At 71.0% G+C, this 26,349-nt stretch carries 19 protein-coding genes and 6 tRNA genes; 14 read left to right on the forward strand and 11 right to left on the reverse strand.

Going from position 1 to position 26,349, the window contains the following annotated elements:
* Positions 1-35 precede the first annotated feature (35 nt).
* Positions 36-893 (forward strand): DUF8083 family protein, encoded by an 858-nt coding sequence (locus ACZ9QC_RS22135; protein ID WP_472914714.1) that lies wholly within the window; start codon positions 36-38, stop codon positions 891-893.
* A 611-nt stretch (positions 894-1,504) separates the two neighbouring features.
* Positions 1,505-1,711, forward strand: a complete 207-nt coding sequence (bldC, locus tag ACZ9QC_RS22140; protein ID WP_003949541.1) for a developmental transcriptional regulator BldC — start codon at positions 1,505-1,507, stop codon at positions 1,709-1,711.
* Positions 1,712-2,243: 532 nt separating this feature from the next.
* Here bldC and ACZ9QC_RS22145 read toward each other — a convergent pair.
* The 7 genes from ACZ9QC_RS22145 to ACZ9QC_RS22175 form a co-directional block, all read right to left on the reverse strand.
* A complete protein-coding gene (locus ACZ9QC_RS22145) occupies positions 2,244-2,435 on the reverse strand; it encodes a DUF6274 family protein (protein ID WP_472914715.1) in 192 nt (63 codons plus the stop codon).
* Between the two features lie 245 nt (positions 2,436-2,680).
* A tRNA-Asp gene (locus ACZ9QC_RS22150) sits at positions 2,681-2,755 on the reverse strand.
* Positions 2,756-2,855: 100 nt separating this feature from the next.
* Positions 2,856-6,833 (reverse strand): ATP-dependent RNA helicase HrpA, encoded by a 3,978-nt coding sequence (gene hrpA / locus ACZ9QC_RS22155; RefSeq protein WP_472914716.1) that lies wholly within the window; start codon positions 6,831-6,833, stop codon positions 2,856-2,858.
* A gap of 138 nt (positions 6,834-6,971) precedes the next feature.
* Positions 6,972-7,045: transfer RNA gene (locus ACZ9QC_RS22160), tRNA-Phe, on the reverse strand.
* A 24-nt stretch (positions 7,046-7,069) separates the two neighbouring features.
* A tRNA-Asp gene (locus ACZ9QC_RS22165) sits at positions 7,070-7,144 on the reverse strand.
* 36 nt (positions 7,145-7,180) lie between these two features.
* Positions 7,181-7,253, reverse strand: a tRNA-Glu gene (locus ACZ9QC_RS22170).
* 80 nt (positions 7,254-7,333) lie between these two features.
* Positions 7,334-8,995 carry a metallophosphoesterase family protein gene (locus ACZ9QC_RS22175; RefSeq protein WP_472914717.1) on the reverse strand — a complete coding sequence of 554 codons (1,662 nt, stop codon included), beginning with the start codon at positions 8,993-8,995 and terminating at the stop codon, positions 7,334-7,336.
* A gap of 74 nt (positions 8,996-9,069) precedes the next feature.
* On the opposite strand from ACZ9QC_RS22175, the gene ACZ9QC_RS22180 reads away from it, so the two are divergent.
* The 6 genes from ACZ9QC_RS22180 to ACZ9QC_RS22205 all read left to right on the forward strand — a co-directional run bounded on the left by ACZ9QC_RS22180 (position 9,070) and on the right by ACZ9QC_RS22205 (position 16,059).
* Complete coding sequence (locus ACZ9QC_RS22180) at positions 9,070-9,420, forward strand: metallopeptidase family protein (protein ID WP_041819691.1); 351 nt, start codon at positions 9,070-9,072, stop codon at positions 9,418-9,420.
* Positions 9,421-9,684: 264 nt separating this feature from the next.
* On the forward strand, positions 9,685-10,212 hold the full coding sequence (locus ACZ9QC_RS22185) for a hypothetical protein (protein ID WP_472914718.1): 528 nt from the start codon (positions 9,685-9,687) through the stop codon (positions 10,210-10,212).
* 779 nt (positions 10,213-10,991) lie between these two features.
* A complete protein-coding gene (locus ACZ9QC_RS22190; protein WP_472914719.1) occupies positions 10,992-13,220 on the forward strand; it encodes a DEAD/DEAH box helicase in 2,229 nt (742 codons plus the stop codon).
* Positions 13,221-13,379: 159 nt separating this feature from the next.
* Positions 13,380-14,957 carry an amino acid permease gene (locus ACZ9QC_RS22195; RefSeq protein ID WP_472914720.1) on the forward strand — a complete coding sequence of 526 codons (1,578 nt, stop codon included), beginning with the start codon at positions 13,380-13,382 and terminating at the stop codon, positions 14,955-14,957.
* Positions 14,958-15,235: 278 nt separating this feature from the next.
* A tRNA-Lys gene (locus tag ACZ9QC_RS22200) sits at positions 15,236-15,308 on the forward strand.
* Between the two features lie 310 nt (positions 15,309-15,618).
* Positions 15,619-16,059, forward strand: a complete 441-nt coding sequence (locus tag ACZ9QC_RS22205; RefSeq protein WP_472914721.1) for a hypothetical protein — start codon at positions 15,619-15,621, stop codon at positions 16,057-16,059.
* Between the two features lie 53 nt (positions 16,060-16,112).
* Here ACZ9QC_RS22205 and ACZ9QC_RS22210 read toward each other — a convergent pair whose 3' ends face one another.
* Positions 16,113-16,664: a DUF4232 domain-containing protein gene (locus ACZ9QC_RS22210; RefSeq protein ID WP_472914722.1), complete on the reverse strand. Its 552-nt coding sequence runs from the start codon at positions 16,662-16,664 to the stop codon at positions 16,113-16,115.
* Positions 16,665-17,207: 543 nt separating this feature from the next.
* Positions 17,208-18,590: a chloride channel protein gene (locus tag ACZ9QC_RS22215; RefSeq protein ID WP_472914723.1), complete on the reverse strand. Its 1,383-nt coding sequence runs from the start codon at positions 18,588-18,590 to the stop codon at positions 17,208-17,210.
* 134 nt (positions 18,591-18,724) lie between these two features.
* Between ACZ9QC_RS22215 and ACZ9QC_RS22220 the strand changes: the two genes are divergently transcribed.
* The 3 genes from ACZ9QC_RS22220 (at position 18,725) to cyaB (ending at position 22,148) form a co-directional block, all read left to right on the forward strand.
* The gene (locus tag ACZ9QC_RS22220; protein WP_472914724.1) at positions 18,725-19,126 is read left to right on the forward strand and encodes an FtsX-like permease family protein; all 402 of its coding nucleotides are present in this window, start codon (positions 18,725-18,727) and stop codon (positions 19,124-19,126) included.
* Between the two features lie 156 nt (positions 19,127-19,282).
* The gene (locus ACZ9QC_RS22225) at positions 19,283-21,484 is read left to right on the forward strand and encodes an outer membrane protein assembly factor BamB family protein (RefSeq protein WP_472914725.1); all 2,202 of its coding nucleotides are present in this window, start codon (positions 19,283-19,285) and stop codon (positions 21,482-21,484) included.
* Positions 21,485-21,500: 16 nt separating this feature from the next.
* Entirely contained in the window at positions 21,501-22,148 is a 648-nt protein-coding gene (gene cyaB, locus ACZ9QC_RS22230) for a class IV adenylate cyclase (protein WP_472914726.1), read from the forward strand.
* Positions 22,149-22,189: 41 nt separating this feature from the next.
* On the opposite strand, the gene ACZ9QC_RS22235 is transcribed toward cyaB, so the two are convergent.
* Both ACZ9QC_RS22235 and ACZ9QC_RS22240 read right to left on the reverse strand, forming a co-directional pair.
* Positions 22,190-22,263 (reverse strand) — tRNA-Met (locus ACZ9QC_RS22235).
* A gap of 88 nt (positions 22,264-22,351) precedes the next feature.
* Positions 22,352-23,509, reverse strand: a complete 1,158-nt coding sequence (locus ACZ9QC_RS22240) for a dihydrofolate reductase family protein (protein WP_472914727.1) — start codon at positions 23,507-23,509, stop codon at positions 22,352-22,354.
* A 48-nt stretch (positions 23,510-23,557) separates the two neighbouring features.
* Between ACZ9QC_RS22240 and ACZ9QC_RS22245 the strand changes: the two genes are divergently transcribed.
* From ACZ9QC_RS22245 to ACZ9QC_RS22255, 3 genes are all read left to right on the forward strand, one after another.
* Entirely contained in the window at positions 23,558-24,100 is a 543-nt protein-coding gene (locus ACZ9QC_RS22245) for a MarR family winged helix-turn-helix transcriptional regulator (protein ID WP_472914728.1), read from the forward strand.
* Between the two features lie 237 nt (positions 24,101-24,337).
* A complete protein-coding gene (locus tag ACZ9QC_RS22250; RefSeq protein WP_472914729.1) occupies positions 24,338-24,997 on the forward strand; it encodes a GTP cyclohydrolase II in 660 nt (219 codons plus the stop codon).
* A gap of 237 nt (positions 24,998-25,234) precedes the next feature.
* Positions 25,235-26,338, forward strand: a complete 1,104-nt coding sequence (locus ACZ9QC_RS22255; protein WP_472921762.1) for a PP2C family protein-serine/threonine phosphatase — start codon at positions 25,235-25,237, stop codon at positions 26,336-26,338.
* Positions 26,339-26,349 lie beyond the last annotated feature (11 nt).

Raw genomic sequence — 26,349 nt, forward strand, 5'->3', positions numbered from 1 at the left:
GGTTTCCCCGGTGGCAGCCGGGGGAGGGAGCAGGCGTGCCCAAGGTGTCCTCGGTGATCGTCCCGTACGCGTCCTACCTCCGCGTGTACGAGCCGCTGGCGGCCTTCCCCGAGCCCGAGCGCGGCCACTGGGCCCGCTACGCCCGGCGCCCCGACCGCCCCTCGTACCAGGACGAGCTGCGCCGCTCGCTGGCCGACCTGCTGCCGACCCCGCCGGTGCCGGTGCCGGTGCACGAGAGCGACGACGCCTTCGTGCTGGAGGTCGACGGGGTCGTCTGTGTCTGTCCCTGGCGGACCCGGCTGCGGGGCTGGCAGGCGCTCGGCGACCTGGCCGAGGAGCTGCCCGCCCCCGTCCTGGACGCGGTGCTGCCGCCGCTGGTGCGCCACCAGGCGAGCCAGGACTACGAGCGCTGGATGGCCGGCAACCCCGACGCCCGGCCGTGGATCCGCACCGCGACCTGGCAGGTGCCCCTGAGCTGGTTCGTCCTCGTCTCGGACGAGGAACGGACGTACGAGAAGGGGTCGGGCGAGAAGGGATCCGGCGAGATCTCGCCGGTGCTTCGCTATCGCACTCCCATGGTGCAGGCCCGTCGGCGCGTGGCGCGGGGGCTGCGGACCCTGCGGGACGCCATCGACGAGGGCCCGCTCATCGACGGTCTGATCGACGTGGGCCGCTGGCTGGAGGAGTTCCACCCGCGTTCGCTCGTCGAGCTGGACTACGGCGGCCTCGTGCACGTCCTGCCCGCCGACGAGCTGGACGGGGACCACTCCGCCGCCGACGTCGCCGAGGGCATCGAGGCCCTGCGGGGCGGGGACGGCCTCGCCGCCGGGGAGGCCTATGGGCGCCTGGTCGAGCGCTGGCGGGCGGTACGGGACCGGCGCTCGGCGAACTGAACCGGGCCTAACCGGTTGAACCGGCTCAACGTCGTGTCCGTACTTGTGACTTGTGGGGCCGATGGGAAAAGGCTTTCCACGAAGGCCGAACCATGGTGAACTGTCCACCCTTGACCCAAGCTTGACGCAGCGCACTGACCTGCGCGTGTCATCGTGGGACGTAGGTCCCGTTCCGGGCTTTTGTGTCAAGAAGCCGCCAAGCGTGACGGATTGCACTTACGCGGGCCTTGCCTCTTACGCACCTCCTCGTGTCAAAATAGGACAAGGAGCCCGGGGGAGGCTCCTTCTGCCCACGTATGGGTGGAATCTCAGCATTGCACGCTATTGGGGGGTCTCGTGACTCCTGCATGCCACTGTGACTGATCGTCACAGTGGCGTGACTGTCCGCTATGGCATGGTCCATCGGCATCCGTCGCTGATGAACACCTGGGAGGGCAATTCCATCGGTTTGGCCGACGCGGCTGGACGGATGGTGTAGTTGTAGTGCCGAGGACAAGCCGTTCGTCCTATAACCGACTCGACTCGCGTCCGCCATTTCGGGCAACGCGGGTCAAGGTGCAGAATTTAGAGGAAAGAACCGAGAAGGTTCGGTTCTCCCGAGGAGGCCGCTCATGACCGCTCGCACCCCTGATGCCGAGCCGCTGCTGACCCCGGCTGAGGTCGCCACCATGTTCCGCGTCGACCCCAAGACGGTCACGCGGTGGGCGAAGGCCGGCAAGCTCACGTCCATCCGCACGCTCGGCGGACACCGCCGTTACCGCGAGGCTGAGGTCCGCGCACTGCTCGCGGGTATTCCGCAGCAGCGCAGCGAGGCCTGAACCCTCGCATGAAAGGGCATTTCGGCTGGTCCCCCAATCGGCCGGAAGCCTGAAAGCACCGCTCAGCAGCTTCAAGCGACGCGGGTTCTGCCCCAACAGTTCCCACGCCCGAGCCATACAGAGCTTTCCGGGAGGCCCAGGCTTCCCGGGTATTCGTCAGGCAAGCACCAAGGGTGCGTCGTAGATCGCGCTGGACTCCGCCGGGTCCAGCGCGATCTTTTTTGTGCGCGGACCAGGGGTCGGCGCCGGCCGTGTCGGGGGTTCCGGGTCCGGAAGCGGCGAGTTGTGAGCGGGCTTGTCGGACTCTGGGGAGGGGTGTCGGATCTCCTGTGCAGGACCCCGGGGGCTGGTGCAATTGCACATATTAAATTGACCAGTTGTAGGGGGCCGGTAAGAACCGGCGTTCCGAAAACTCGTTCAGTGACACCCGTCACACACCGGGCTGCTTGTTGCCCGGGCGACATCTGCGGTAAAGGGGGCGGGAGTTGAGCGTGGCAGGCCCTCGCCGAGTGTTTTCCCTGCGGGACGCGTCTCACGCCTTGGCGGGCGTCTCGCCCTCCGTCGGGCCGTCGGCGGCGTCCTCGCCGCCCGTGGGGTGCTCCGTCGCCAGCCGCAGCAGCCGGTGGCAGATCGGGCAGTGATGGGTGAGGTGGCGGTACGAGGAGGCGGCCGACAGGTGAGCGCGGAGTAATGCGCGGGTCTCGTGCCGAACGGACGCCGCCATACGCCACCTCCGGGGTCTCTGGGCCCTGAACTCTGAGGTACCGGCGGAATGTGACGCCGTCAACCCCCGCGGCGTCGCGGGAGGGGCCACAGGCTCCCGCCAGGGGTGCGGGGAACCGCGCGATCGGCCCCATGGGACCCGCGTCTTCCCAACAGCCTCAGTGTCCCGAGCTCTTGGGTGATCGCCCGCCGCCGCACACGGAAGAGGCCCGCATCCTCATCGGATGCGGGCCTCTCGCGATCGTGCGGTCCTGACGGGATTTGAACCCGCGGCCTCCACCTTGACAGGGTGGCGAGCACTCCAAACTGCTCCACAGGACCAGGTTTCGCAGTCCGCGCCTTGTTGCCGCGCTGGCCTGCGAGAAGAGACTGTACAGGAGCGGTGGCCCCGCGGTCGAACTCACCCGGCGTACATGGCCGATTACGGAACCGCCGCGTCGATCGCCTTCACGATCCGCTTGTCGGAGACGGGGTAGGCCGTGCCCAGGGCGTGCGCGAAGTAGCTGACCCGCAGCTCCTCGATCATCCAGCGGATCTCCGTCACCGAGGAGGGCACGGGCCGCCCCTGGGGCAGCTGTTCCAGCAGCCAGGCGTACTCGTCGCGCATCTCGTGGACCTTCTCCATCCGGGAGGTGTCCCGCTGGACGCCGGTCGGCATCTGCTGCAGCCGGCGGTCGGCCGCCACCAGGTAGCGCATCAGGTCGGGCAGACGCCGCAGCCCCGCCTCCGTGACGAACCCGGGCTTCACGAGGGCGTCCAGCTGCCCCCGTACGTCCGTGAGGTTGGCGAGGAGAGCCGGGCTGCGGGTGGACTTCAGACGGCGTTCACAGGCCTGCCAGGCGGCCAGCACCTGCTGCACCTGGCCGACCGTGCGGACCGTGGTGTCGACGATCTCCGCGCGCACCTTGTCGTACAGCTTGCGGTACGACGACTCGTCCCACGCCGGCCCGCCGAAGTCGGCGATCAACTTGTCGGCCGCAGCCATCGCGCAGTCGTCGAAGAGCGCCTGGATCGAACCGTGCGGGTTCGCGGACAGTGCCAGCTTCTGTGCGTTGGTGAGCTTTTCGCTCGCGAACTTCGCAGGGTTGACCGGAATGTTTCGGAGGATGAGTCTCCGGGTGCCCTTCCACATCGCCTCCGCCTGCTCCGCCTCCGTGTCGAAGAGGCGTACGGAGACGGTGTTCGCCGTCGGGCCGTCGTCCACTAGGGCGGGATAGGCCTTCACGGGCTGCCCGGCCCTGCGGGTCTCGAAGACCCGGGTGAGCGAGCCGATCGTCCAGTCCGTCAGACCCGTCCGCTCCACGGACTCGCCGCCCTGGCGCTCGGCGGTGGCCGCGGCCGCCTGGGAGAGGGCCTGACGCGCCTTCGGCTTCAGCCGCAACCGCAGCGACTCCAGGTCCTTGTCCTCGGCGAGCTTCCGGCGCCGCTCGTCGACGATCCGGAAGGTGATCTTCAGATGGTCGGGGACCCGGGACCAGTCGAAGTCCTCGGGGGTCAGCGGCACCCCCACCATGCGCTTGAGCTCGCGGGCCATCGTCACCGGCAGCGGCTCCTGGAGGGGGACCGCCTGGTCCAGGAAGCGCCGGGCGAAGTTCGGCGCCGGTACGTAGTTCCTGCGGATGGGCTTCGGGAGGGAACGGATCAGCTCCGTCACCACCTCCTCCCGCAGGCCCGGGATCTGCCAGTCGAAGCCCTCGTCGGTGACCTGGTTGAGGACCTGGAGGGGGATGTGGACCGTCACACCGTCCGCGTCGGCGCCCGGCTCGAACTGGTACGTCACCCGGAACTTCAGCTGTCCCTGGCGCCAGGAGTCCGGATAGTCCGCCTTGGTGACCGCCTCGGCGGACTCCCGGATGAGCATCTCCCGCTCGAAGTCCAGGAAGTCCGGCTGCTCGTGGCGTTTGTGCTTCCACCAGGAGTCGAAATGGGCGCCGGAGACGACATGCTCGGGGACCCGCTGGTCGTAGAAGTCGAAGAGCGTGTCGTCGTCGACCACGATGTCCCGGCGCCGCGCCCGGTGCTCCAACTCCTCGACCTCGCTGAGGAGCTTGCGGTTGTCGGCGAAGAACTTGTGGTGCGTCCGCCAGTCGCCCTCGACGAGCGCGTTGCGGATGAACAGCTCGCGGCTGGCCTCCGCGTCGATCCGGCCGTAGTTGATCTTCCGCTGGGCGACGATCGGTACGCCGTACAGCGTGACCTTCTCGTACGCCATCACGGCCGCCTGGTCCTTCTCCCAGTGCGGCTCGCTGTACGTGCGCTTGAGGAGGTGCCCGGCGAGGGGTTCGACCCACTCGGGCTCGATCCTCGCGTTGACGCGGGCCCAGAGGCGACTCGTCTCCACCAGCTCGGCGGACATCACGAAGCGCGGGGGCTTCTTGAAGAGGGCCGAGCCCGGGAAGATCGCGAACTTGGCGTTCCGGGCGCCCAGATACTCGTTCTTCCCCGTGTTCCGGCCGCCCTCGCTCCCGGCGTCCTTCACGTCCTTCATGCCGATGTGCGAGAGCAGGCCGGCGAGGAGGGAGACATGGATGTGCTGTTCCGGGGCGTCGTCCTCGTTGAGATGGATGTCCATCTGCTTGGCGACCGTGCGCAGCTGGCTGTAGATGTCCTGCCACTCACGGATGCGCAGGAAGTTCAGGTACTCCTGCTTGCACATCCGCCGGAACGACGACGAGCCGCGCTCCTTCTGCTGCTCGCGTACGTACCGCCAGAGGTTGAGGAAGGCGAGGAAGTCGCTGGTCTCGTCCTTGAAGCGGGCGTGCTGCTGGTCCGCCTGGGCCTGCTTGTCGGCGGGGCGTTCACGCGGGTCCTGGATGGAGAGCGCGGCGGCGATCACCATGACCTCGCGGGCGCAGCCGTTCTTGTCGGCCTCCACGACCATGCGGGCCAGGCGCGGGTCGACGGGCAGCTGGGAGAGCTTGCGGCCCATCGGGGTGAGGCGCTTGCGTACGTCCTTCTGCGCCGGGTCGAGCGCGCCGAGCTCCTGGAGGAGCTGGACACCGTCGCGGATGTTGCGGTGGTCCGGCGGGTCGATGAAGGGGAACTTCTCGATGTCGCCGAGGCCGGCCGCGGTCATCTGGAGAATGACGGAGGCGAGGTTCGTCCGGAGGATCTCCGCGTCCGTGAACTCGGGGCGGGCCTCGAAGTCCTCCTCGCTGTAGAGGCGGATGCAGACACCGTCGGAGGTACGGCCGCAGCGGCCCTTGCGCTGGTTGGCGCTGGCCTGGGAGATCGCCTCGATCGGGAGGCGCTGGACCTTGGTGCGGTGGCTGTAGCGGCTGATGCGGGCGAAGCCCGGGTCGATGACGTACTTGATGCCGGGGACGGTGAGGGAGGTCTCGGCGACGTTCGTGGCCAGAACGATCCTGCGACCGGTGTGCGGCTGGAAGACGCGGTGCTGCTCGGCGTGCGAGAGCCGGGCGTAGAGCGGGAGGACTTCGGTGAAGCGGTAGTTCTTCTTGTTCAGGGCGTCGGCCGTGTCCCGGATCTCGCGCTCACCGGAGAGGAAGACCAGGATGTCGCCCTTGCCCTCGCCCTGAAGCTCCTCGACCGCGTCGCAGATGGCGGTGATCTGGTCGCGGTCGGAGTCCTCGGAGTCCTCTTCGAGGAGGGGGCGGTAGCGCACCTCCACGGGGTACGTCCGGCCGCTGACCTCGACGATCGGAGCGTCGCCGAAGTGGCGGGAGAAGCGCTCGGGGTCGATGGTCGCGGAGGTGATGACGACCTTGAGATCGGGGCGCTTGGGCAGCAGCTGGGCGAGGTAGCCCAGCAGGAAGTCGATGTTGAGGGACCGCTCGTGGGCCTCGTCGATGATGATCGTGTCGTAGGCGCGCAGCTCGCGGTCCGTCTGGATCTCGGCGAGCAGGATGCCGTCCGTCATCAGCTTGACGAAGGTGGCGTCCGGGTTGACCTGGTCGGTGAAGCGCACCTTCCAGCCGACGGCCTCACCGAGCGGCGTCCGCAGCTCCTCGGCGACGCGTTCGGCCACCGTACGGGCGGCGATACGGCGGGGCTGGGTGTGCCCGATCATGCCGCGCACGCCACGCCCCAGCTCCATGCAGATCTTCGGGATCTGGGTCGTCTTGCCGGAGCCGGTCTCGCCCGCGACGATGACGACCTGGTGGTCGCGGATGGCGGCCGCGATCTCGTCCTTCTTCTGGCTGACGGGCAGCTGCTCGGGGTACGAGATGGCCGGCACGCGTGCGGCGCGCTCGGCCATGCGGGACTCGCCCTTGGCGACCTCCGCCTCGATCTCGGCGAGAACGGCGGCCCGGGCCTCGGGCTTACGGATCTTGCGCGCGCCTTCGAGTCTGCGTCCGAGCCGGTGCGCGTCGCGCAGGGAGAGCTCGGCCAGACGGGGGGCGAGGGCGCCGAAGGCGGGGGCGGGGTGAGTGGACATACGCGACCCAGGATCTCACCTCCGGGAAACGCGGGGCGAACGCTTTTGCGCGGGGCCGTCACGGCGCACCGCGCACGCGTCCGCCGCCGTACACGCGAAGACCCCCTCCGGTTGCCCGGAGGGGGTCTTCGTTCGCTGTGGCTGGGGCCGGGGTCGAACCGGCGACCTATCGCTTTTCAGGCGATCGCTCGTACCAACTGAGCTACCCAGCCGCGATGTTTCACGTGAAACACCAGCGGTCCTGACGGGATTTGAACCCGCGGCCTCCACCTTGACAGGGTGGCGAGCACTCCAAACTGCTCCACAGGACCAAGGATGCGTACGACAGTGTCGCACACGTTCTTGCGTGCCCCCAACGGGATTCGAACCCGTGCTACCGCCTTGAAAGGGCGGCGTCCTAGGCCGCTAGACGATGAGGGCTATCGGCCCGCCTGGGCGCTTCTCAGCGCGTCGGGGACGTGAGAAGCATATGGGATGGCGGGAGGTATCGCCAAAACGGTTTACGGGCCGCCGGTGGGCTCGTCCGTCGACCTGGTCCCGGAGGGTGACGGGGACCGGTCGTCCCCGGGTTCGGCCCCCGGCTGGTTCTCCTTCGGCAGGTGGCGGCTGACCTCGGCCGTCGTCAGGCCCAGCCCGCCGAGTTCGATCTCGTCCCAGGCCTGCAGGCGCCGGGTGTCGCGGTCGAGGTACAGGACCGAGGCCTGGATGGGATCGGGGTACTTGCCCTCCACGGCGCGCAGACCGCTGCCGCCGGTAGAGCCCTCGATACGCAGACGGGTTCCCCGGTCGAGGACCTCCATCTCCTGGTGGTGCACATGCCCGGCCAGCACGAGCGGGACCTGGCCGTCCGTCTCCCGGGCCGCGTCCGGGTTGTGGGCGACCGCGATGTCCACGGGACTGCCCGCCGCCCGCTGGGCGCGCAGCGCGTCCGCCAGCTGCCGTCCGGCCACCTCCTCCGAGGGCAGGCCCGCCTTGTCGGTCGAGCGGTCCGGGGTGAACTGCGGGTCCCCGATCCCCGCGAAGCGCAGCCCGCCGACGGTCACCGCCCGGCCCTCGTCGAGGACGTGCGTGTTGTCGATGCCCTCCAGATAGCGCTGCGTCTCACGCGAGTCGTGGTTGCCGCGCACCCAGACGTACGGCGCGCCGAGGTCGGCGATCGGGTCCAGGAACGCGTTCTCGGCGGCGCTGCCGTGGTCCATGGTGTCGCCGGAGTCGACGATGACGTTGATCTCGTACTGCTCCACCAGCGAGGCGATGATCTTCCAGCTCGCGGGGTTCAGATGGATGTCGGAGACGTGCAGGACGCGGATGGTCGTGGGGTCCGGCTGGTACGCGGGGAGCGTGGACGTGACGTCGTACAGCTTGGTCACGTTCGTCACCAGGCGGGCCAACTCCTTCTGGTAGATGTCGAATTCCGTGACGATGCTGCGCGCGTTGCCGACCAGGGAGGGCGCGGAGGAGAGCAGGCCCGAGAACTTGGGTTCCAGGACGGAGTTGGGGTTCCAGGTGGCGGCGGCCGTGCCGCCGGCGCCGGCCAGCAGGGCCAGGGCGAGACCGCCCGCGGCGAGGGCGCGGCGGGGGCGGCGGAACACGGCGAGGCCGAGCGTGGTGGCCCCGACGACGACGGCGACGCCCGACCGTACGGCCAGGTCGACGGTGCCGTGCTGCACGTCGGAGGCGATCTCCTCCTGCAGTCCGGAGATCCGCTCGGGGTGGTCGACCAGGGCCTGGGCGCGCTCCGGGTCGAGCTGGTCGACGTTCACGTCCAGGCGTACGGGGGCGTTGTGGCTGGACAGTTCCAGGGCGCCGAGGGGAGAGACGTTGATCTTCGTGCCGCCGGTGAGGGACGGGCGCAGGGTCATCGTCGTGTTCATCGGGCCGACGGGGGTGCGGACGTTCCCGACGATCAGCAGGCCCAGCCAGGCGCCGAGCAGCACGACCGCGACGAGGCCCAGTGCGCGTCCCCAGGGGTGGGGGTGGTGGACCAGTTCGAGGGTCGGCTGGGTGCGGCGGGAGCGGTAGTGCCGGGCCAGGGCACGAGGGGCCCGTGGCATGGCCCGGGAGACGCGGCGCAGAGCGGTCCGCAAGACGGTCCTCATGGCGGTGTCGGGGGTGTGGGCGTCGGCGGTGCGGTTGGCTGGGTCGGCGGGGACGCGTGCCATTGGTCCCGTATGCCCAGGGGCGAGGACGGATATGCGGGGGGCGGGTGGCGGGGGTCGTGCATGACAATGGCTGTGTGCTGGAGATGACGCGCGAGGAGTTCGAGGAACTGGTCGCCGAGGCGTTGGACCGGATTCCGCCGGAGCTGACACGGCTGATGGACAACGTGGCGGTGTTCGTGGAGGACGAGCCGCCCGCCGACGATCCCGAGCTGCTCGGGCTGTACGAGGGGACTCCGCTCACGGATCGGGGGGAGTGGTACGCCGGGGTGCTGCCGGACCGGATCACGATCTACCGGGGGCCGACGCTGCGGATGTGCGACTCGCGGGAGGACGTGGTCGCGGAGACCGAGGTGACCGTGGTGCACGAGATCGCGCACCACTTCGGGATCGATGACGCGCGGTTGCACGCGCTGGGGTACGGATAGTTGTTCTTGGGGCGGGCCGCTAGTTGTTTGTGGGGCGGGCCGCCGTTTTTGGGTGCACGCCGCCGTCTTGGGTGCGGGGGCTGTGCGGGTGGGGCGGCCGTTCCGGGTGGGTGGGCTGGAGCGGTGGGCTCGTGCGGGTGGTGGGGGCTGGTCGCGCCGTTCCCCGCGCCCGTTCGGGGCGCTGCCGGTGGGCGCGTGTCCTCTTGTGGGCGGCGGGAGTTGGGCAGGGGGACTCCTCACTCGCCCCCCTCGGAGGTGGCCGCCGTGCGCGCCTTGAACGTATCCGCCCGTCTGGCCGCCACGGTCCTGGCCGTCGCGGCAGCCGGCGGCTGTATGAGCGTGGGGGACGACGGGCGGAAGCCCGGGCCGTCGCCGTCCGTGGGGCAGCTGGGCGGGGAGAAGCCGGACGGGGGCTCCGCCGTGACGGGCGGAGGCGGTACGGGGTACCAGTCCGGGCAGGGCAAGCGCCGTGGTTCCGCCTCGCCCGACCCCTCCGCTGCCGAGTCCGAGTCCGCCTCCCCGTCGGCGTCCGGGCTGGCGAAGCCGTCTGGCAAGGCGGCGCCCAAGGGGGGCAAGGACGAGGGGAAGGGGGAGCGGCCGGAGAAGCCCGAGCCGACGAAGGGCGAGCCGACTCCCACGCCGACGGTGGTGCCGCCCGAGCCGGAGCCGACGAAGCCGGCGGAGCCCCCGCCGTCGCCGGAACCCTCGGCCGAGCCGTCGTCGTCCGCGCACGAACAGGGTGCACAACTGATGGAACGCGAGCCGGCACCCCAGGCGGGCAACACGGCGTAGGCCTCCGGCGGTTGGGCGGATGGGTGTTGTGCATGTGGGTGGGGGAGCTGGGAGCGCGCGGGCGGGTTGGGCCGGGCCTGGTCGGGCTGTCGGGGTGGGCGCGGCGCGGGGTGGCGTCGATCGGGCGCGGGGTGCGATCGGTGGGGGGCGGCGACGAGGAGGCGGGCGGGGTCCGGTCGGGGCTGGGCTGAGTCACGCCCTGGCGGGGCTTCGGTGCGGCTCGCGGCGGGAGCCCGCGCTTTGGGGCCACCGGTTCTGCGGCGTCCCACCGCCTGCGCGGTTGGTCCTGTCGCGCCCGCTGAAGGCGCAGCCTTGGGTCGCACCGGTCTTGTCGCGTCGCCACCAGCCGGGACGGGTGGTCCTGCGCCACGTCCGCCGGAGGCGCCGTGCTGGAGGCCGCCGCTGCTGCGGGCGCTGCCCCGCGTCCGCCGGAGACGCTGCGCTCCGGCCCCGCTGGTTCAGTGGCGTTGTTCACTGTCCACACGGGTCTCGCCCCAGCCCCCGCCAGCGTTCCTCCCCCGTGCCCTGCGCCCCGCCCTCCGCGCCCTCGCTGATCGGCCGTACCTCCCTGACCTGCGGCTATCTGCTCAGTTTGCCTTGGGGGGTGGTGGGTGCGTATGGTGGTAGATCGTTTGATCCCATTTGCCCGGCGCCACCGCAGAGCGCGCCGTGTGGCGCGTACTCTCCCTTGCCGTGGCGGACCGCATAGAGGCGGTCGTGTGCGAATCACGGAGTTGACGGGCGCGTGCCGACGAGACTCCGGAAGGTTTCGCATACGCATGTCCATTTCCCTTACTGATCACGCTGTCGTGCCCGAGAACGGCGAGAACGGCGAGAACGACTCCGTCGAGACGGCGGCCCCCGAGGCCACCTTCGCGGACCTCGGTCTTCCCGAGGGCGTCGTGCGCAAGCTCGCCCAGAACGGCGTGACCACCCCCTTCCCGATCCAGGCCGCGACCATCCCGGACGCCCTGGCCGGCAAGGACATCCTCGGCCGTGGCCGCACCGGCTCCGGCAAGACCCTCTCCTTCGGTCTGCCGACCCTGGCGCGTCTCGCCGGCGGCCGCACCGAGAAGCACAAGCCGCGCGCCGTCATCCTCACCCCGACCCGTGAGCTCGCGATGCAGGTCGCGGACGCCCTCCAGCCCTACGGCGACGTCCTCGGCCTCAAGATGAAGGTCGTCTGCGGCGGTACGTCGATGGGCAACCAGATCTACGCCCTGGAGCGCGGCGTCGACGTCCTCGTCGCCACCCCGGGCCGGCTGCGCGACATCATCAACCGCGGCGCCTGCTCCCTGGAGAACGTCGAGGTCGCCGTCCTCGACGAGGCCGACCAGATGTCCGACCTGGGCTTCCTGCCCGAGGTCACCGAGCTGCTCGACCAGGTCCCGGTGGGCGGCCAGCGGATGCTGTTCTCCGCCACGATGGAGAACGAGATCTCCACGCTGGTCAAGCGCTACCTGAGCAACCCGGTCACGCACGAGGTCGACAGTGCCCAGGGCAACGTCACGACCATGTCGCACCACATCCTGATCGTGAAGCCCAAGGACAAGGCGCCGGTCACCGCCGCGATCGCCGCCCGCAAGGGCCGCACGATCATCTTCGTCCGCACCCAGCTCGGCGCCGACCGTATCGCCGAGCAACTGCGTGACGCCGGTGTGAAGGCCGACGCGCTGCACGGCGGTATGACGCAGGGCGCGCGGACCCGCACGCTGGCCGACTTCAAGGACGGTTACGTCAACGCGCTCGTCGCGACCGACGTCGCCGCCCGAGGCATCCACGTCGACGGCATCGACCTCGTCCTCAACGTGGACCCGGCCGGCGACCACAAGGACTACCTGCACCGGGCCGGCCGTACGGCGCGTGCCGGGCGTACGGGCACGGTCGTGTCCCTCTCCCTGCCGCACCAGCGCCGCCAGATCTTCCGGCTGATGGAGGACGCGGGCGTCGACGCCGGGCGTCACATCATCCAGGGCGGCACGACGTTCGACCCCGAGGTGGCCGACATCACGGGCGCCCGGTCGATGACCGAGGTCCAGGCCGAATCCGCCGGCAACGCCGCGCAGCAGGCCGAGCGTGAAGTCGCTCACCTCACCAAGCAGTTGGAGCGGGCCACGCGCCGCGCCGCCGAGCTGCGCGAGGAGGCCGACCGGCTGACCGCGCGTGCCGCCCGGGAGCGGGGCGAGGACCCGGATGCCGCCGTCGCGGCCGCGGCCGCCGAGGCCTCGGAGACCACCGTCGCCGTCGTCGAGGCGGACGGTGCCTCGCCGGTCGAGGCCCCGGCCGCGATCGTCGAGCAGCCCGTGCACGAGCGTCCGGCGTACGACCAGCCGCGCCAGCGCCGCGAGGAGCGGGGCAACGGCTACGAGCGTCGTGACAACGACCGTGGCGACCGTGGCGGGTTCCGCCGTGACGACCGGCGCGACGGTGAGCGCGGTGGCTTCGACCGCCGTGACGACCGTCGGGACGGCGACCGTGGCGGGCGTTCCTTCGAGCGTCGTGACAACGACCGTGGTGGCTTCCGCCGGGACAACGACCGTGGCGGCCGTTCCTTCGAGCGCCGCGACGACCGTGGCGGCTTCCGTCGGGACAACGAGCGCGGTGGGTTCGAGCGTCGTGACGGCGAGCGTGGTGGCCGTTCCTTCGACCGTGACCGCAACGACCGTGGCGGCTTCCGTCGGGACAACGAGCGCGGTGGGTTCGAGCGTCGTGACGGCGAGCGTGGTGGCCGTTCCTTCGACCGTGACCGCAACGACCGCGGTGGCTTCCGCCGGGACGGCGACCGTGGCGGCCGTTCCTTCGAGCGTCGTGACGAGCGCGGTGGGCACCGGGGCAGTGACCGTCCCTTCAACCGCGACCGCCAGGGCGACCGTCCGGGCTTCCGCTCCGGCGGCCACGAGCGCCCGTACGGCCGTCGTGACGACCACCGCGGCACCGGCACCGGCACCGGCACCGGCTCCTCCTTCGGCCGTCGTGACGACAAGCCGCGCTGGAAGCGCAACGGCTGACGGTCGCCGCACAGGCGTAACGGCTGACGCCAGCTGACTGAGAGAAGGGCCCGTACGACTTCGGTCGTACGGGCCCTTCGGTTTCCCCCTCCTTCCCCCGCCGGTTTTCGGCCACGGTGTGGCGCATGTCACGCCCCCGGGAAGGGAATTGCTGGGGGCATGACAGATGACGACATAGCCCGTGGGGCAGCCGGGGCTTCGGCTCCGGACTCTGTGTCGGTCTCGGTGTCCGACGAGGAGCGGTTGGCCCAGCTGGGCTACACGCAGGTCCTCGCCCGCCGTATGTCCGCGTTCTCCAACTACGCGGTCTCCTTCACGATCATCTCGGTCCTGTCCGGCTGTATGACCCTCTATCTCTTCGGCATGAACACCGGCGGGCCCGCGGTGATCACCTGGGGCTGGGTCGCGGTCGGTCTGATGACGCTCTTCGTGGGTCTGGCCATGGCCGAGATCTGCTCGGCCTACCCGACCTCCGCCGGCCTGTACTTCTGGGCGCACCGACTGGCGCCGCAGCGCAGCGCGGCGGCCTGGGCGTGGTTCACGGGCTGGTTCAACGTGCTCGGCCAGGTGGCCGTGACCGCCGGCATCGACTTCGGCGCGGCGTCGTTCCTGGCGGCGTACCTGAACCTGGAGTTCGGCTTCGAGGTGACCCCGGGCCGGACGATCCTCCTCTTCGCCGCGATCCTGCTGCTGCACGGCCTGCTGAACACCTTCGGTGTCCGGATCGTCGGTCTGCTGAACAGCATCAGCGTGTGGTGGCACGTGGTGGGCGTGGTCGTCATCGTCGGCGCGCTCGTCATCGTCCCGGACAGCCATCAGTCGGCGTCCTTCGTGTTCACCGAGTTCGTCAACGAGACGGGCTGGAGCAGCGGGCTGTACGTGGTGCTGCTGGGGCTGCTGATGGCGCAGTACACCTTCACCGGGTACGACGCCTCGGCCCATATGACCGAGGAGACGCACGACGCGTCGACGGCGGGGCCCAAGGGCATCGTCCAGTCCATCTGGACGTCGTGGGTGGCGGGCTTCGTCCTCCTCCTCGGCTTCACCTTCGCCATCCAGTCCTACGACGGCGCGCGCGAGTCGGCGACCGGGGTGCCGCCCGCGCAGATCCTGCTGGACGCGCTCGGCGCGACCGGCGGCAAACTGCTCCTCCTCGTCATCATCGGAGCGCAGCTCTTCTGCGGCATGGCCTCCGTCACCGCCAACAGCCGCATGATCTACGCCTTCTCGCGCGACGGGGCGATCCCGTTCTCGCACGTCTGGCACACGGTCAGCCCCCGCACGCGCACCCCCGTGGCGGCGGTCTGGCTGGCGGTGGGCGGCGCGCTGCTCCTCGGCCTCCCGTACCTGATCAATGTCACGGCGTACGCCGCCGTCACCTCCATCGCGGTGATCGGCCTCTACATCGCGTACGTCATCCCGACCCTGCTGCGGCTGCGCAAGGGCGACGCGTTTGAGCGCGGGCCCTGGCACCTGGGCCGCTGGTCGCGGGTGATCGGCGTCGTCGCGGTGGTCTGGGTCCTCTTCATCACCGTCCTGTTCATGCTTCCGCAGCTCTCCCCGGTCACCTGGGAGAACTTCAACTACGCCCCCGTCGCCGTGCTCGTGGTGCTGGGCTTCGCGGCGCTGTGGTGGGCCGTCTCCGCCCGGCATTGGTTCCTCAACCCCGAGCACGATAGGAGCGTGGCCCGTGAGGCGGCACAGAAGACGACGCCGGAGCCGATCGTCGACCCGTGATCCGTCGTGACGTCGTGAATTCGTGGCGGCGTGACGTCGTGGCGGCGTGAGTTCGTGGCCGGGCCCGGCCCGGCCCCTGCCGTTCGGTCGGTGCGGCTCGCCGCCGTTCCGTGGCGCGGGGAGGGGGCCCGGCCCGGCCAACTCGCCCGACTTCCGCCGATCTTCCGCCCGTTCTGTTCTGCGGCGGACCTTTTTACGGCCCTCCGACGCGGCCGGGTACCGATACCCGATCGGACTCCCGGCCACGTCCGGCTATGCTCGGGGAGGCAACATCGCCTGGGCCCTTAGCTCAATTGGCAGAGCAGTGGACTTTTAATCCATTGGTTGTGGGTTCGAGTCCCACAGGGCCTACGGTTCGCGGGCAGGAGATACCCCTTCTGACCTGCGGCGCAGCGTCCGAGCCGACTTCGGTCGGGTCGGGCGCTGTGGCGTTTCCGGGGCGACTGGCCCGAACAAGCCCTCGCCCATGTCACCCGCCGGCTACGCGGCACCAGCGGCCCGCCGCCAGGTGCGTGCCCCTCCGCCTTGTCTCGATCTATCGAGGCCGACGCGCTCTGTCGCCAACTGGTGCCGTGCCCTACCGTCAGCGCATGGGGGACCGTGGTGGTGGAAAGCCGATGAAAGAGCCTGGCGTCGAGAACGATCTCGCAAAGGGGGTTCGGTGGAAGCTGAGTTGATGGCACTTGCTGCCGCGGGAGCCACGGCATTCGTTCAGCAGATGGCGGCGGACTCCTGGACACAGGCCCGTGACCGCATGGTCTCGTTCTTCTCGCGTCACCGTGGTGGTGAGGAGGACGTGCTGGAGGGGGAGCTGGAGACGTCGCGTGGCGAGCTGACGGCGGCGCTGGAGGCCGGTGACGAGCAGACCGCCCTGGACGTGGAGTCGGAGTGGCGAACGCGATTGCGTCGCACTCTGCGGTCCAACCCGGACGCCGCGTCCGAGCTGCGGTCGATACTCGACGACTTGATGCCCGGCGGGGCGGGGCAACAGGCCGCGGATGTGCACAACACGATCAGTGGTGGCGTTCAGCACGGCCCGGTGATTCAGGCAGGCAACGTGGGTTCGCTTCATTTCTCGGGGCACGAGCCGCACCTGTCCTGAACACCGGGCCTACGGTTCGAGGGGCGTGCATCCCCTCCGACCTGCCGTACGCGCTACCAGGCGAGGGCGTCCGACGCGTTGTCCTGCCAGTAGGTGACGGTGGCGGCGCTGTTGAAGAAGACACCGCCCTTGGACAGCTTCAGGGCCTTCTCCGCGCCTGTCGCGCCGCCCTTCTTGTCGGCGAAGATCACGCCCAGGGTCTTGACGCTGCTGCCGCCCTCACCGTCAGGGGAGTACGTCGTGATGCCGGCGTACGCGGACTTGCCGGGCTTGAGCATCAGCACGGACTGCGGCGTCGTCTCCTCGGCCCACGCCACCGGAGCCTGGGCGTCCGCGCCGGCCCTGAGGAACGGGGCGCTGTAGACGTAGCAGGGCTTCGAGCCGGTGTTGGTGGCCTTGAGCAGCAGGTGGTTGATCGGGCGGGTCGGCGTGGAGACGGTCACCTCGGTGTTCGCCGCGGTGCACGTGACGATCGAGGGCGCCTTCTTCTGCGTGGCGGCGGAGGCGGTCTGCCCGGCGCCCTGGAAACCGACCACCGCGAGGGCGGCCGCGACGACCATGGAGGAGGCGGCTGCTCGGGCGGCGAAACGAGTGGTGATACGCATGAGGGACTGCTTTCTCTGAGCATTCGGAAGAGGGCCGTCGTACGGCGAACCGGCGCAGGGGCGCCCCTGTTCGCTCGTGCCGATCACGAAGGCCCCGCCCGTTCCGGTGGGGCGCCGTGGTGGCGATGACCCAAGACTGTGCCCCGCGCCGTCCCAGCCGCCATTCCTCCGGGATCTTCGGGACACTGGAACGCTCAGAACGCCTCTGACCTGCGCATACGCGGCACTTCTGGAACGCCGGACGGGATAGCGGCAGGGGGCCGAACGGCGCTGCCAGGGCGCGGAACGGCCGCGGCGGTCGTGCATGGCGGCTGCCGTGGCGCTCGCCGCGGCGCGCGAGGACGTGAGGAGCGGCTCCATGGCGAAGCTGAGGCGGAGCGAGGTCGAACGGCACCCAGCGATCAGGGGCTGATCGAGTCGCAGGAGATCCTGGGGCCGCTTGCGTGACCGTACGCGGTGGAGCCGAGAGAGCCGAGGGAGCCGAGAGAGCCGAGAGAGCCGCGGGAGCCCGCGGAGGCCACGTCGGCAGGGAGGTCCCGGAGGTCATGGGGCAGCGGAAGGGGGCCTGGAAGGCGGCGTGGGAGAGGGTGGTCCGTGAGACGGAGCCTGAGGTGAGGTTGGTGGCGGCGTCAGCCTCGCCGTAGTGACGTACGAGACCACCACCGCGACGATCACCAGCGGCATGACCGTGATCCCCTGGGACCCGATCAGCAGCGTGGCCAGCATGACGGAGACCAGCGGGAGTCGCAGCATCGCGGCGCTCATCGCCCCGATCCCCATCGCGAACCCCGCGACCAGGCTCAGCCCCGGCAGATGGGAGCAGAGGATGCCGCCCGCCGCTCCCACGAACATCGCGGGGAAGATCGGGCCGCCCCGAAAGGCGCTGAGCGACGCGCAGTAGGCGAGGCCCTTGCACAGCACCAGCAGCGTCAGCGCGCCCACCGAGTACGTGGCGCTGTGCGTGAGGAAGGGGCCCAGCGCGGTCTGCCCCGAATACAGCACGTCGGTGGCCGGTTTGCCGGTGCTCTCCGCGTAGCCGATCGCCAGTCCCGCCACGACCAGGCCGATGACGACCGAGGCCGTCACCCGTCGCCGCTCGACGCGCGTCCTGAGCCGGACGGCGAGCCATCGGACACCCGCGGCCGCCAGCGCGGCCGCCAGTCCGATGAGCAGGGCCCAGCCGAACTCCGCCGCTGTCGGGCGTACGGCTTCGGGTACGTCGCGCAGGGTCAGGGAGTAGGTGCCGAGTCCGGTCCAGGAGCCCAGCCCGACGAAGACGAGCGCGCCGATGCCGGCGGCCAGCAGGCCGGGCACCAGCACCGTCGTCATCATCACCCCGCCCAGCCCGGACGCCTCCATCAGGAGGAACGCACCGAGCAGAGGCGACCCCAGCAGCGAGCTGACGGCAGCGAAACTCCCCGCCGCGCCCAGCACCGTGCTCATCTGCTCCGGCGGATCGCGTCTGACCAGCCGGACGGCACCGGCGGCGAGCCCGCCGCCGAGTGCCAGGAGGGGTGCCTCGGGCCCGAGGACGGCCGCGAAGCAGAGCGTCGCCAGGGCGGCGAGAAAGATGCCGGGCAGTTCGACGGGCGGGGGCGCACCGGCGGCCTGAAAACCGGCGGTCGGTTCATGTCCGCCGTGCCCCGGCAGGTACCGGACCGTCAGCCCCACCAGCAGGCCGCCGACGGCGAGCAGCGGCAACGGCCACCACAGCGGCGTGCCGTCGAACCCGAGCGCCTCCGGCAGATCCCGGTAGATCAACGGCTGGACCTCACCGACCAGCGCCAGAAATCCGAACGCCACCACGGACACGGGTACGCCGATCAGCGCGGCCATCGCCAGAAGCATCAGGTAGGCGCGGCTCCGGAGAAGCGCCGTCGGATCCGGCGGCTTCACGGCCCCGGCCCCGGTCGGGTCGACCGGCACGCGCTCCACCTCCTCGCATTGCGATCCGCGTAACGCGGAGCTGCGCATCGAGCCCGCCGCGATCGGCGCGGTTCCGAGCGTGGCATGCCGTTCTCCGCCCGGCATTTCGGTGCTGGTCGTCGTCACGCTCAGGTGTGAACAACGCCGACTGTCTGGTGGCTGAATCGGGCGGCGGACGGATACGCGGGCCGGGTCGGTCGGCGGACAGTACGCGGGCTCGGGTCGGGCAGTTCGCCGTGCTGCGGATCCTCGGGGCAGGGCGGCCCGAGCTGCGGTGGATCCTGCTCGGTGAAGCCCTGCCCTCGGGTGGGGCGGCCGGGGTGATGGGCGTGCTCGTCGGTACGGCCCGCGTCCGTTGCGTCGGCCGGTCCCCCAGCGATCTGCTCGGCCTGCCCGGCACCGCCGCAGGCGCCCTCCCCGGACCGGCCCGGGCCGCGCTGCTGCTCCCGCCGTCGACCTGGCCCCAGGCACCCTGCCTCGGCAGCCGCGGAGTCCTCGGCAGGGCTCCCTACCTCACGGCACGGGCGCACGCCTGACGGGCACGCCTACCCCGCCGACGCATGGAAGCGGGAACCTTCGCGTGTCCGGGGCGCGTCCGAGCGCTCAGTGAGGTGCGGATCTCGCGTGTGGCGGACATCATGGACGGCGAGGCATCCGGGGGGTGGATCGCCCCAGAAGGGGGCAGGGGGCCCATGGCGCAGGCGTTGGAAAGCGGTGACCCTCGGCAGGTGGGCCCGTACCGGATCGTGGGCCGTCTCGGCGCGGGTGGGATGGGGCGGGTCTACCTCGGGCTCTCGCCGGGCGGGCGCGCGGTCGCCGTCAAGACCATTCGGCCCGAACTGACCTACGACCCCCAGTTCCGGCAGCGGTTCGCCCGGGAGGCCGATGCCGCTCGGGCTGTCAGCGGGGCCTTCACCGCCGCGGTCGTCGACGCTGATCCGTACGGCGACCCGCCGTGGCTGGCCACCGTCCATGTCGCCGGCATCTCGCTCGACGACACCATCGCGCGCCACGGACCGCTCCCCGAGGCCTCGGTGTGGGCGCTGGGCGCCGGCCTGAGCGAGGCACTCCAGGCCATCCACACCGCGGGGCTCGTCCACCGGGATCTGAAGCCCTCCAACGTGCTGCTGGCCCCCGACGGTCCCAAGGTGATCGACTTCGGGATCGCGATCAGTGCCGGGTCGAGCTCGCTCACCCGCAGCGGCGCCGTCATCGGCACCCCCGCGTTCATGTCGCCCGAGCAGCTGACGGGCGGTCGCGCCGGTCCGGCCTCCGATGTGTTCGCCCTCGGTGGCGTACTCGTCTTCGCCGCCACCGGCGCGGGCGCCTTCGGGGCCGGCCCGTCGATCGGCGTCGGCTATCGCGTGGTGCATGACGAGCCGAGCCTGTCCGCCGTCCCGGCTGGCCTGCGTACGCTCCTCGGTCGTTGTCTCGACAAGGACCCGACCCGTCGGCCCACCGTCGCCGAGCTCCTCGCCGAGTTCGCCGGCCGCATCCTCCCGGGGCCCGATGCGGCGTACGGCACGGACACCGTCACCCTCGCTCTGCACGACGGCGCCTGGCTGCCCGCCTCCGTGGCCTCTTCGGTGCGTCGCGCCGGGGAGAGAGAGGACGCCGGCGGGCCGGGGAGCGGGAGCAGGCCGGGTGTGGTCGGTGCCCCCGGCCCCGTGGTCCCGGACGGCCCGCCCACCCGGCGTGACGAGCAGGCTCCGCCGGGGACGCAGCCGTCGGTGGGCCCGGCGGCCGGCGCCGTCGCCTCGGCCCCCGACCGTGGGGCCGGGGCCCCGACCCGCCGCCGGGTGCTGGCCGTGCTCGCCGGAGCGGGTGGTGTCGCCGCCGTCGGTGTCGGCACGTATCTGCTGGGGCGTGGTGACCAGGACCGCGACGACAAGTCCGGCAACGGAACCCTGAAGGACCCGGAGGGTGTGCCGACCCCGGGGCGGCTGAGATGGGAGCGCGGCACCGGAGGCCCGGTGGCGCCAGCGCTCCTCGCCACGGGCGGGCTGGTGTACGCCGGCAGCAGGGACGGGACCATGTACGCGCTGGACGCCGAGACCGGCAGGCCGCGCTGGCAGTTCGGCACGGGCAACGGCGTCTACACCTGCCCCGCCGTGGCCGGTGGTCTCGCCTATTTCGGCAGCGCGGACTACCACCTCTACGCGGTCGAGGTGAAGACCGGCGAGCAGCGCTGGCAGTTCAGCGCCGGCGGGGAGGTCAACTCCTCACCGGTGGTCGCCGGGGGAGTGGTCTACGCGGGCAGTGACGACGCGCGGCTGTACGCCGTGGACGCCCGTTCCGGCGAGCGGAAGTGGACGTACGCCACCGGGGGCCGGGTCCGTTCCTCCCCGGTCGTCGCGTGGAACAAGGTCTACGTCGGCAGCGAGGACGCGCGGCTGCACGCCGTGGACGCCGCGACGGGCGAACGCCGCTGGGCCTTCGAGACCGGCGGCGACGTCAAGTCCTCACCGGCCGTCGCCGACCGCGTCGTCTACGTGGGCAGCTACGACGGCAACCTGTACGCCGTGAACTGCGACACCGGCGAACGTCTCTGGACCTTTGCCACCCGCGGCGGGGTCGGCTCCTCGCCGGCGGTGTCCGCAGGTGTCGTCTACGTCGGCAGCGACGACGGCAACCTGTACGCCGTCGACGCCCGCACCGGGAAGCAGAAGTGGAAGTTCACGGTCGGCGCCGTCGTGTACTCCTCACCGGCCGTCCTCGGCGACGCCGTGTACGTCGGCAGCAAGAACGGCAACCTCTACGCCGTACGGAGGGACACCGGCAAGCCCCTGTGGACGTACCGCACCGGCGCGGACGTCCGCTCCTCACCCACGGCGACCGACGGCACGGTCTATGTCGGCAACGACAGCGGCACGGTCTTCGCGGTCAACCGCTGAGAGGGGAGGGACGAGTGTGATCGAGGCGGAGTTGAAGGCCCGGGTGCGTGCGCCGGAGGCGGTCGCGCGGGCGCTCGACGAGCGGGGCGAGGGGCGGTCCGAGACCTATCAGGACACGTACTACGACCTGCCGGACGGCAGTCTGGCCGCGCGGGACGAGGAGCTGCGGCTGCGGTTCCTGGCCGATCACGGCACGGGCGACCGGCGCACCCTGCTCACCTTCAAGGCGGCGGCCGTGGACGACGCGTCCGGTTCGAAGCCGGAGTACGAGACGCGGGTCGGCGACTCGCAGACCGCGCACGCCATCCTGGAGCACCTCGGCTACGTACCGGCGATCGTGTTCGAGAAGCGCTGCCGCAGCCACGCGTTCGAGGCGTACGGCCGGCCGATGCTCGCGACCCTCGTCCGGGTCCCCGAGCTGGACGGGACGTTCCTGGAGATCGAGACCCTGGTGGAGGAGGAGGCCGAGGTCGGCGCGGCCCTCGACGACATTCGCGCGGTGTTGGAGGAGCTGGGTGTCTCCCCCGAGGACCTCACGCGAGAGCTCTATACGGACGCGGTGGCGGCGGCCCGCCGTACCTCCGGGGGCGGGAAGGGGATGGGGATGGGGACCGGGAAGAGGACGGGGATCGGGAAAGGGAACGGGAACGGGACAAACACCTGAGGCCCGGAATCCTTGTCGGATTCCGGGCCTCAGGTCTTCAGTAGCGGGGACAGGATTTGAACCTGCGACCTCTGGGTTATGAGCCCAGCGAGCTACCGAGCTGCTCCACCCCGCGTCGTTGAAACCAGTGTACGCCATCCGCGGGACCCCTGAGCACACGGTTAACGGCGGCCCCCGTCCGGCGGTCGTCGCTGCGGTCCCGCTCAACCCAGCAGATGCGCGTTCGGTGCCTTCGCCCGCTCCTCGTACTCCGGCACCACGACCACCTCGGCCCCCTCCGCCGACAGCACCGCGTTGCCCGCGGCCGCGTCCTCGACGAACGTGTCCGGCTCGCGCCAGGCCGTGACCACGCGGCGGACGCCCGCGTCGAGGACCAGCCGGGCGCAGGGCGCGGGCCGGGAGGCGCGGCGGGCGCACGGTTCGAGGCTGCTGTAGACCGTGGCGGTGGCGAGGCGCGGGTCCGCGGGGTCGAGCTTGGCGAGGGCGGCCTCCTCGGCGTGGACCAGGGGGTCGTCACCCTCGCGGGAGTGGCCGCGGGCCAGTTCCGTACCGTCGGCCGCGACCACGACCGCCCCCACGCTGAACGCGGTCCGCGAGGGCGGGCACGCGGCGGCCAGGGTGCAGGCGAGGTCGAGCCAGTGCCGGTCGGCGGGGGAGACGGCCGGGCCGGTGCCGGGGACGGTGGGGGCGTAGCGGATGAGGACGACGTCGCCGACCGGACGGGTCTCCAGCAGCCGCAGCCGGCTCTTCGGCCCTCCGGGGTACGCGCCCGTCCCGAACAGCCGGGGTGCGTCCGCCTCGCCCACGAAGAGCGGTGCGACGGCCAGCTGCACCTCGTCCGCGAGCCCCTGCTGCAGGAGCTGGGTGTGGACCCGGCCACCGCCCTCCACCATCAGGCGGCGCACACCGCGTACGTCTCCGAGGTGGTCGAGGACGGCCGTCCACTCCAGCTCGGGGCCTACGGAGACCACGGCCACGCCGTTCGGCCCCGTCGGCAGGCCCAGCCCGTGCAGCCGTGCCGCGCCCTTGTCGGTCGTGTACACGACCTTCTCACCGCCCGTGTGCCAGAACTGGGCCGCCGGATCGAGTTCGCCGGAGGCGCTGACCGTGACCTTCAGCGGGTACTCGGGGAGCCCCGCGGCGATCCGTGCCGCGCGTCGCTCGGGGGAGTTGACCAGCAGCCGGGGGTTGTCGGTGCGCAGGGTGCCGGCCCCGATCAGGATGGCGTCGCTGGCCGCGCGCACCTCGTCGACCCGGTCGAAGTCGGCCGGGCCGGAGAGCAGCAGCCGCTCGGGTCCGGTGTCGTCCAGGAAGCCGTCGAGGGAGACGGCGGCGGACAACAGGACGTAGGGCTGGGGCATGGACGCGCTCCCTTGGTTCAAGTTTTAAACAATAACTACACTGTACGTATGACGACCCGCTGGCTCACCCCCGACGAACAGCGTGCCTGGCGCGCCTACGTCGCCGCGAGTTCCCTTCTGGAGGACGCGCTCGACCGGCAGCTCCAGCAGGAGGCCGGCCTGCCGCACCTCTACTACTCGGTGCTGTCCGCCCTCTCCGAGGCGCCGGAGCGCCGGATGCGGATGACCGAGCTCGCCGAGCGGCTGAAGATCACGCGCAGCCGGCTGACGTATGTCGTGACCAGGCTGGAGAAGGACGGCGTGGTGCGGCGCGAGGACTGCAAGTGGGACAAGCGCGGCAGTGTCGCCGTGCTCACCGACGAGGGCATGACCCTGCTGGAGCGCACGGCGCCGGGCCATGTCGAGACGGTGCGGCGTGCCGTCTTCGACCATCTCAGCCCCGAGCAGATCGGCCAGTTCGAGGAGATCTGCGCGGCCATCGCGACGGCGATCCAGGGCGGGGATTCCCGGACGGCCCCCGCCTCGGACGACCTCCCGTGGCGCCGCCGCGCCTGCTCGTCCGGCCAGCAGGACGAGGGCAATCGTGCGTGACGGCCGAGCGGACGGCGTGTGACGGCCGAGGGGACCGCGTGACAGTCGGCCAGGGCCTCGCGCGTGACGGCCGGGCAGGGCCTCGCGTGTGACGGTCGAGCGTGGCCTCGCGTGACGGGAATGTGACGTATCCCCAATCCTGTTGCTTGAAATTTGAAGCACGGGTTAGAGTCACTGCGAGCGCTGTGCTTCAAAACTGAAGCACAGTGACGCCCGCACCAGGACCGGAGAACCCGCATGCCCGACTTTCCCGCTGCCACCCCGCGTGCCCGCGTCCGGGTACCGCTGCGCTTCCACGACGGCTACGGCGTCGACGCCGAACTGGTCACCTTCCACGACCTCGTCGACGGCCGGGAGCACCTGGCGGTCGTCCTCGGCGACCCCGCCCCCGGCACGGCCCCGCTGGTCCGGCTGCACTCCGAGTGCCTGACCGGCGACGTGTTCGGCTCGGCCCGCTGCGACTGCGGTCCGCAGCTGCGCGAGGCGGTGGAGCGGATCGCCGACCGCGGCGGTGTCCTCCTGTACCTCCGCCAGGAGGGCCGGGGCATCGGCCTCTACAACAAGCTCGACGCGTACGCCCTCCAGGACCAGGGCCTCGACACCTACGAGGCGAACGCGGCGCTCGGGCTGCCGGAGGACGCCCGCGACTACACGGCGGCGGCCCAGATGCTGGGTGCCCTCGGCATCGACGAGCTGGACCTGCTCTCCAACAACCCCGACAAGGCGCAGCAGTTGCGCGACCTCGGTGTGGCCGTGCGAGACCGCGTGCCCACGGGCGTCTTCACCACCGCCCACAACGTCCGCTACCTGCGCGCCAAGGTCCTCCAGACCCAGCACACCCTCCCCCTGCACGAGCTGACGGGCGCGACAGGACTGACCGGCCTCTCGGCGGGCTGAGCCTCGTCCGGCTTCCCGACGGCCTCGACCGACCCGCCCGCCCTCCTGATGGGCTGAGCACCTCCCGGCCTCCCGATGGCTGGGCGCGCCCGGCCTCCCGATGGGCTGAACCCGTCCGCCCTCCGCGTCCCTCCACCCCCCCGTCTCCCCCGCTAGCCCACTCGGCCCCGCCGACTCGCCGCGTCGTCCGTCCCCGGAAACCCTGTAGCCGTGGGGCAGCGAGAGGGCGCGGAGGGTATGCGGAAGCCGGGCGGGCGGCGGTTCTCGTACGCCCGTACGCTCGCCCGTGTTCTTCCCGTGCTGCTGATCGCCGTCGGCCTCTTCTACGACCACTTCACGCCGCGCGAGTTCACCGCGGTCCCCTTCTTCACCGCCGCGCCCCTGGTGGCGGCCCCGCTCTTCTCGCTGCGCGGCACGGTGGTCATCGGCGCTGCGTCGGTGGTCGGCATCACCGTCGTACGGCTCTACTACGACGACGCCGGCCCCGAGGACGCGATCACCGAGATCGTCACGGTGACCACCGTCGCCGTACTGGCCGTACTGATCAACCGCCTCGCACGCCGCAGCGACGCCCGGCTCGCCACCGCCCGGGAGATCGCCGAGGCGGCGCAGCGGGCCGTGCTTCCGGTGCCGCAGGAGCGGATCGGCGGGCTGGAGATCGCCGCCCGGTACGAGGCCGCGCAGGCCGGGGCGTCGATCGGCGGCGATCTGTACGCGGTGCAGGACTCGCCCCACGGCGTACGGCTCTTCGTCGGCGACGTACGCGGCAAGGGGCTGGGGGCGGTGTCCGCGGTGGCGGTGCTGATCGGGGCGTTCCGGGAGGCGGCCGAGCAGGAGGCGACGCTCGAAGCGGTGGCCCAGCGGCTGGAACGGGCGCTGGCCCGGGAGGGGACGCGGCGGGAGGCCGCGCGGAGGGACGAGGCGGTGGAGTACGAGGGGTTCGTGACGGCCGTGCTCGCGGAGTTCCCGCACGGCGCGGGCCGCGCCCGGATCGTCAACCGGGGCCACCCCTCGCCCCTGCTGCTGCACGCCGACGGCACGATGTGCACCCTGGACGCCCCGCGGCCCGCGCTGCCGCTCGGCATGGACGACCTGGGCGCCTGGCCGGACCGCGCGGAGGAGACCGGGTTCCCGCCCGGGGCCACGCTGCTCTTCTACACCGACGGCCTGTCCGAGGCGCGCGACGCGCACGGTGTCTTCTACGACCCGGCCGCGCGCCTCTCGGGCCGTGTCTTCACCGCACCGGGCGCCCTGCTGACGACGCTCGCGGAGGAGGTGCGCCGGCACACGGGCGACCGCACCACGGACGACATGGCCCTCCTGGCGATCCGCCGCCCGTGAAATCTGGTCGT

The sequence above is a fragment of the Streptomyces sp. HUAS MS02 genome, assembly GCF_055702265.1.

Coding starts and splice junctions, on each gene's coding strand:
- ACZ9QC_RS22190 (WP_472914719.1), top strand. CDS start 10,992: ATGTCCATTTCCCTTACTGATCACGCTGTCGTGCCCGAGAACGGCGAG.
- ACZ9QC_RS22250 (WP_472914729.1), top strand. CDS start 24,338: ATGCCCGACTTTCCCGCTGCCACCCCGCGTGCCCGCGTCCGGGTACCG.
- ACZ9QC_RS22175 (WP_472914717.1), bottom strand. CDS start 8,995: ATGGCACGCGTCCCCGCCGACCCAGCCAACCGCACCGCCGACGCCCAC.
- ACZ9QC_RS22145 (WP_472914715.1), bottom strand. CDS start 2,435: ATGGCGGCGTCCGTTCGGCACGAGACCCGCGCATTACTCCGCGCTCAC.
- ACZ9QC_RS22245 (WP_472914728.1), top strand. CDS start 23,558: ATGACGACCCGCTGGCTCACCCCCGACGAACAGCGTGCCTGGCGCGCC.
- bldC (WP_003949541.1), top strand. CDS start 1,505: ATGACCGCTCGCACCCCTGATGCCGAGCCGCTGCTGACCCCGGCTGAG.
- hrpA (WP_472914716.1), bottom strand. CDS start 6,833: ATGTCCACTCACCCCGCCCCCGCCTTCGGCGCCCTCGCCCCCCGTCTG.
- ACZ9QC_RS22255 (WP_472921762.1), top strand. CDS start 25,235: ATGCGGAAGCCGGGCGGGCGGCGGTTCTCGTACGCCCGTACGCTCGCC.
- ACZ9QC_RS22225 (WP_472914725.1), top strand. CDS start 19,283: ATGGCGCAGGCGTTGGAAAGCGGTGACCCTCGGCAGGTGGGCCCGTAC.
- ACZ9QC_RS22240 (WP_472914727.1), bottom strand. CDS start 23,509: ATGCCCCAGCCCTACGTCCTGTTGTCCGCCGCCGTCTCCCTCGACGGC.
- ACZ9QC_RS22210 (WP_472914722.1), bottom strand. CDS start 16,664: ATGCGTATCACCACTCGTTTCGCCGCCCGAGCAGCCGCCTCCTCCATG.
- ACZ9QC_RS22195 (WP_472914720.1), top strand. CDS start 13,380: ATGACAGATGACGACATAGCCCGTGGGGCAGCCGGGGCTTCGGCTCCG.